Below are 5497 nucleotides of genomic sequence, written 5' to 3' on the forward strand. Positions count from 1 at the left end.
TCTAGACGTTTTGTTCGACCTCAGTTTGCCAAGAATGGGTTATCTAAGGCTTTTAAAGGCAAAACGGGTTCAAGTCGATGCCGGTAGTATTAATTTTCAGGAGTAGTTCCCGATCTTCTTCCGGTATTAAAATAAGGCCCATAGCCCATTCTTCATTTCCTGGGCGGTATGTACACAGGCGAAAAAAGGCTTACAAAGGCCAAAAAACGGGAACCAGCAGGATAATAAGTACCACCAAAATCAGTGTCAGGGGCACCCCTATTTTTATAAAATCGATAAACCTGTATTTTCCCGGACCATAGACCAAAATGCAGGAAGGCTCAAAAGGGGTAACAAGCGAAACGGAGGCACCGAGCATAATGGCTATCGCGAACGAGCGTGGGTCGGCATCGAGCATTTGGGCGGCCTCGATCGCCGTAGGCAATACCACCAGCGCCGCAGCGGCGTTTGACATGGGCTGGGTCAGTATAATTACCAGTACGACAAAACCGGAAAGGACATAAATTGTCCCGAAATCGCCCAATAGATGGATTATGTTGGTCGCGAGAAATTCCGAGGCCCCGGAATTTTGCATGGCCGTTCCGAAGGCGCTCATTCCCCCGATAAGTATCAACAATTTCCAGTCCATCACCTTATAGATCCGCTCGGCGTTCAAAGCGCCGACCATGACGACCAGCAGGGCCGCGGTCAAAAATGCGACCGAAAGGGGCACCAGCTCCAATGAACCGGCCAATACCGCAACGATAAATATGATCGCCGACAGAATTCCTTTTCTTTCCTTGTACAAGGTTACCCTGAAATCTCCGATAAAGGAAAAGTCAGTGGAATTTCTATTGGCGCTTATAGTTTCCTGGGTACCCTGTACCAAAAGCACATCCCCGATCTTAAGCTTGAGGCTACCTATTTTTTGTGATACCGTACCTTCAAGGCGGTGGATCGCCAATACCACCAAGTCAAAGTTCTGACGGAACCTCGCCTCCTTGAGCGTTCGATCCAACAAACGGGAGCCCGGGGTCACCAGCACTTCCGCCAGCCTTATCTTGGCGCTTTGTATCTTATCGTCAGAAATCGTGTCCGCAAGCACCTGCAGTCCCGATGATTCCTTTATTTTGATAAGGTCGTCGGCCTTGCATTCCACGATCAGGATATCATTGGCCTCGATGCGGCTGAAGCGATTCGGGATAAACTCATTTTTGCCGCGTACGATCTTTATTATCCGTACATCCCATTGGGCAAGATCGGTCCGGAACGCGGACTGCCCAACAAGGTTCGATGCTTCCGATATAACTATTTCCGAAAGGTACTGTTTGATATTGTATTCCTCGGTAAAGCTGGATTCTCTGTAGTCCGGAAGCATCCGTTTCCAAAAAATCACCATAAAAACGAGGCCCGTTGCAAATAGGATCAGCCCTATCCAAAGAATTTCAAAAAAAGCAAGTGGCTCCAGACCGATACCGTTCATGTAACCACTGACCGCAACATTGGTCGAAGTCCCGATAAGTGTGCAGGTACCTCCAAGAATCGATGCGTAGGCGACCGGTATGAGGACCTTTGACGGGCTGATGGACAATTTTCTGCACATACCGACCACAGGTCCAGTTACCAGGGCCGTTACCGTCGTATTGTTCATGAATGCCGAAAAAAAACCGGTAACGAACATAGTGTAGAAGACGAATAGGGTCTTGCTTTTTACCAGCTTGATCAACCGGAACCCGATCATGTCGAGCAGACCCGTTTCCGATAGCGCGGCCGATATAACGAACAAGGAGGCCAGGATGATCATAAAATCACTACTAAAGCCTTCAAAGGCCTCTTTGGGGGTAATAATGTTGGAAAGGATCAATACCACCAAAAGTGCGATGGTAACGACATCGACCGAAAATTTCTCCGTGGAGAAAAGAACAAGTGCCAAGATCAGCAACCCGATTACCAAAGCTATTTCCATAGTGTATATCTCTAAGAACAGAACCAAATATAATCAAAGGGAAATAGATTTTATAGCCCGTACGGAATATTAGTCGCAGACCGTGTTGAACATATAAAAAGGTTCAATTGTTGAACAAGGATTTCAAGGATACCATTGGCCAGTAAAAACGGGTAGGCGCCGAAAGTACATATTGTGGCGATACCGCGGCCTCGACCACTGCGGATTCGTAATCTAAAATAGATATTTTGTTCATAGTAATTTACTAAAGGAGTGGTGAATATTATAAATTGTTTTGTCGGAATCAACCCCTTCAAGTGTCGTTTTCGCCCCTTTAAAATGTCGGTTTCTTTCTATTATTTTGTATGTACATAAAGTAACTTTGACAACGTTCATCCATTTTAATAATGGCTAACGAAACTGAAATCTTTACACCCGAGGTCGCACCGCCCAAACGCAATATTTGGCGGGCCTTGAAGGATGCCGTTCGTGGTACGGAGGCAGATTATACAAAAATCGACCTGAAAAAGGCCATTTTCCTTTTGGCCGTTCCTATGATCTTGGAACTCATTATGGAATCGACCTTTGCCGTTGTCGATATCTATTTTGTGGGCAGACTTGGGGCTTCCGCAGTTGCAACGGTCGGGTTGACAGAAACGTATCTCTTCCTACTCTATTCCATTGCAATGGGTTTGTCCATGGCCATTACCGCGATCATAGCCCGTAGGGTCGGGGAAAAGAAAAAAGACGAAGCCGGTGCCGCCGCGGTCCAGTCCATCATCTTGGCACTTTTGGCCTCGTTGCCCTTTGCTATCGTTGGCATTTTCTTTGCCAAAGAGCTTCTTGCACTCATGGGTGCCGATCAATGGACCTTGGAACATGGGTATCGCTATACGCAATGGATGCTCGGTGGCAACGGCATCATCATATTACTGTTCGTCATCAATGCCGTTTTCCGTGGTGCGGGCGATGCGGCCATTGCCATGCGGGTGCTGTGGATCGCCAATGGGCTGAACATCATACTGGATCCCCTCCTCATTTTTGGTTGGGGGCCTGTTCCGGCAATGGGCATCGAGGGCGCCGCTATCGCCACGACCTTAGGCAGGAGCGTTGGCGTGGCAATGCAACTTTGGGTGCTTTTCAAAGGGGGAAAGCACATTCGGGCCAAACTGTCGCAGATCCATTGGAATGCCAAGGTGATCCTAAACATCGTCCGCACTTCTTCGGGGGGCATTGGGCAAATGCTCGTGGCCATGACCTCATGGATCTTTCTGATGCGTATTCTCGCGGATATCGGCAGCGATGCCGTGGCCGGTGCCACCATAGCTTTTCGTATCATGATGTTTACCATGATGCCCGCATGGGGACTCTCCAATGCGGCAGCCACCTTGGTGGGACAGAACTTGGGGGCGGGAAATCCACAGCGCGCAGAATCGGCGGTTTGGAAAATCGGGCTGTACACCATGGTCTTCATGGTCGGGGTCTCCATCGTCTATTTTTTCTTCAACCATGAACTCATGGGCATTTTTACCAAGGATGGCGGAGTCGTGGTCGTGGGCGCAAAATGGCTGAAGATACTTTCGTATTCCTATTTTGTGTATGGTTGGTGGATGGTTTCCGTACAGGCCTTCAACGGGTCCGGCGATACCGCAACGCCCACCAAGATCAATCTGGTCTTTTTCTGGCTGATCCAGATCCCGCTTTGCTATTTCTTGGCCCTTTATTTGGATTGGGGCTATTCAGGTGTTTTCTGGGGCGTGTTCGTTTCGGAGACGGGCGTGGGTATTTTTACGCTATGGCTTTTTTCGAAGGGCAGGTGGAAGACCGTAAAAGTCTGATTCGAGGGAAGCTCTATGATTTTTGTTCCTATAAACTACCGAATTGGCGGAATCAACCCATTTAATTGTCGTTTTTACACCTTTTATTTAAAAAATATCTATCTAAATTTGTATCATTAAGTAAAAAAACCAATACCAATGAAAAAAAAGATTCTGTTCGTCCTGTCCCTACTCTTCGGACTAATGTTCATCAATGCCGGATTGAACAAATTTTTGAACTATATGCCCCCTCCCGAAGATATGCCCGAGGCCTTAATGAACGATTTTCAGGCAATTATGGAAATTGCGTGGCTGATGCCGTTGATTGCGGTGGCCGAAATTGTCGGCGGTCTGTTGGTCCTAATTCCCAAGACAAGGGCCTTGGGGGCATTGGTCATCCTTCCGGTAATGGTCGGCATCTTGATGGTACATATAACGGTGGACGCCAGTGGATTACCGATTGCACTTCCCCTCGCAGCTATCTTGGTATGGATCCTTATCGAGAACAGGCAAAAATATCAGCTGTTGATAGGATAAAAAAGACAAATTAATGTTTCATCCATAAAAACAAATATCATGAAAGTAAATCCTTATTTAAACTTCGACGGCCAGGCCGAGGAAGCGTTCAATTTCTACAAATCGATCTTCGGTGGCGAATTTACCGCGAATCTAAAGATGGGCGATATGCCCGAAGCGGACAAACTCCCCGAGGAGGAGCAAAACCGTACCATGCACATTGGCCTGCCCATAAGCAAGGACACTATTTTAATGGCCTCGGATACCGTTCCTTCCATGGGCCATACCTTGAACAAGGGGAACAATCTCTATATTTCATTGCATCCTGAAAGCCGTGAAGAAGCCGACCGCCTATTCAATGGTCTTTCCCAAGGGGGTGAAATCGAGATGCCCATGCAAGACCAGTTTTGGGGCGATTATTTCGGCAGCTTTATCGACAAATTCGGTATAGGATGGATGATCAATTACAACGAACAATACCAATAAATTGCAGATGGAATCAACATAAATTAAATTACACGATCTTTACATAGCCGTTCTTAAGAATGTACCTTAATCTTTAACACTATTTTTTGCGTGTTCCCGCGCAACCTTTCCGCAATGTCCGCATCCTTTAATTTGAACCTTAATCTTAAGGCAAATTATGAAAAGAACACTATTTTATGTCATTGCAATAGGCGCAATCAACGGATTTTTTATGGGATGTACTTCGGACAATGGTATCGATTGTCCCGCAGACTATACCGGAGCGCTGGCCGAAAATGAAGAAAAGTTGACCGGGGAATGGGTGCTCTCGGCCATTACGGCCGATAAAGAAATAGACCTTACCGACGACGACGAGGATAATCCCGAAAAGGATATCTACGCCCAATATTCCGAATGCCTGAGGGACGGGTCCTACGATTTTAGTGCCGACAGGAAATACACTTTCAACCAAGGCCAAAACGCAACGGACTGCAGGAACAAGGCGAGTTCTGAAGGTACCTGGAAACTCACTGCCGAAACCTTGAGCTTGGTCGGTACTTGCAACGCACAGAACATTGTTATTGACATCGACGAACAGGAATCCTCATTTTCCTTTTCCGACGATTTTAATGTTAGGGATGTCGATGGAACCACGGTACAGGCCAAAATTACCTTTACCTATTCAACTACGCCCTAGAGCCCCAATTCTCATTGGCGTTGGCGTTGCCTTAATGCCTTGCAAAATCCGATAAGTCCCATACAAATCTAAAATAGT

At 46.9% G+C, this 5497-nt stretch carries 6 protein-coding genes; 4 read left to right on the forward strand and 2 right to left on the reverse strand.

Annotated features, from left to right (window positions below):
• Positions 1–190 precede the first annotated feature (190 nt).
• Together ACEW8S_RS16635 and ACEW8S_RS16640 are read right to left on the reverse strand one after the other, a co-directional pair.
• Entirely contained in the window at positions 191–1945 is a 1755-nt protein-coding gene (locus ACEW8S_RS16635) for an SLC13 family permease (protein ID WP_373519243.1), read from the reverse strand.
• Positions 1946–2048: 103 nt separating this feature from the next.
• Positions 2049–2180 carry a hypothetical protein gene (locus ACEW8S_RS16640; protein WP_373519244.1) on the reverse strand — a complete coding sequence of 44 codons (132 nt, stop codon included), beginning with the start codon at positions 2178–2180 and terminating at the stop codon, positions 2049–2051.
• A 151-nt stretch (positions 2181–2331) separates the two neighbouring features.
• On the opposite strand from ACEW8S_RS16640, the gene ACEW8S_RS16645 reads away from it, so the two are divergent.
• The 4 genes from ACEW8S_RS16645 to ACEW8S_RS16660 all read left to right on the forward strand — a co-directional run bounded on the left by ACEW8S_RS16645 (position 2332) and on the right by ACEW8S_RS16660 (position 5419).
• Positions 2332–3762: an MATE family efflux transporter gene (locus ACEW8S_RS16645; RefSeq protein WP_373519245.1), complete on the forward strand. Its 1431-nt coding sequence runs from the start codon at positions 2332–2334 to the stop codon at positions 3760–3762.
• Positions 3763–3900: 138 nt separating this feature from the next.
• Positions 3901–4278, forward strand: a complete 378-nt coding sequence (locus ACEW8S_RS16650) for a DoxX family membrane protein (RefSeq protein ID WP_373519246.1) — start codon at positions 3901–3903, stop codon at positions 4276–4278.
• A gap of 39 nt (positions 4279–4317) precedes the next feature.
• A complete protein-coding gene (locus ACEW8S_RS16655) occupies positions 4318–4743 on the forward strand; it encodes a VOC family protein (protein WP_373519247.1) in 426 nt (141 codons plus the stop codon).
• 157 nt (positions 4744–4900) lie between these two features.
• Positions 4901–5419 carry a DUF5004 domain-containing protein gene (locus tag ACEW8S_RS16660; RefSeq protein ID WP_373519248.1) on the forward strand — a complete coding sequence of 173 codons (519 nt, stop codon included), beginning with the start codon at positions 4901–4903 and terminating at the stop codon, positions 5417–5419.
• The last annotated feature ends 78 nt before the right edge of the window (positions 5420–5497 follow it).

This window comes from Pricia sp. (genome assembly GCF_041745955.1).
Classification (GTDB): domain Bacteria; phylum Bacteroidota; class Bacteroidia; order Flavobacteriales; family Flavobacteriaceae; genus Pricia.

Excerpts from the sequence above, each read along its gene's own strand:
- ACEW8S_RS16635 (WP_373519243.1), bottom strand. The coding sequence starts at position 1,945 with ATGGAAATAGCTTTGGTAATCGGGTTGCTGATCTTGGCACTTGTTCTT.
- ACEW8S_RS16640 (WP_373519244.1), bottom strand. The coding sequence starts at position 2,180 with ATGAACAAAATATCTATTTTAGATTACGAATCCGCAGTGGTCGAGGCC.
- ACEW8S_RS16645 (WP_373519245.1), top strand. The coding sequence starts at position 2,332 with ATGGCTAACGAAACTGAAATCTTTACACCCGAGGTCGCACCGCCCAAA.
- ACEW8S_RS16650 (WP_373519246.1), top strand. The coding sequence starts at position 3,901 with ATGAAAAAAAAGATTCTGTTCGTCCTGTCCCTACTCTTCGGACTAATG.
- ACEW8S_RS16655 (WP_373519247.1), top strand. The coding sequence starts at position 4,318 with ATGAAAGTAAATCCTTATTTAAACTTCGACGGCCAGGCCGAGGAAGCG.
- ACEW8S_RS16660 (WP_373519248.1), top strand. The coding sequence starts at position 4,901 with ATGAAAAGAACACTATTTTATGTCATTGCAATAGGCGCAATCAACGGA.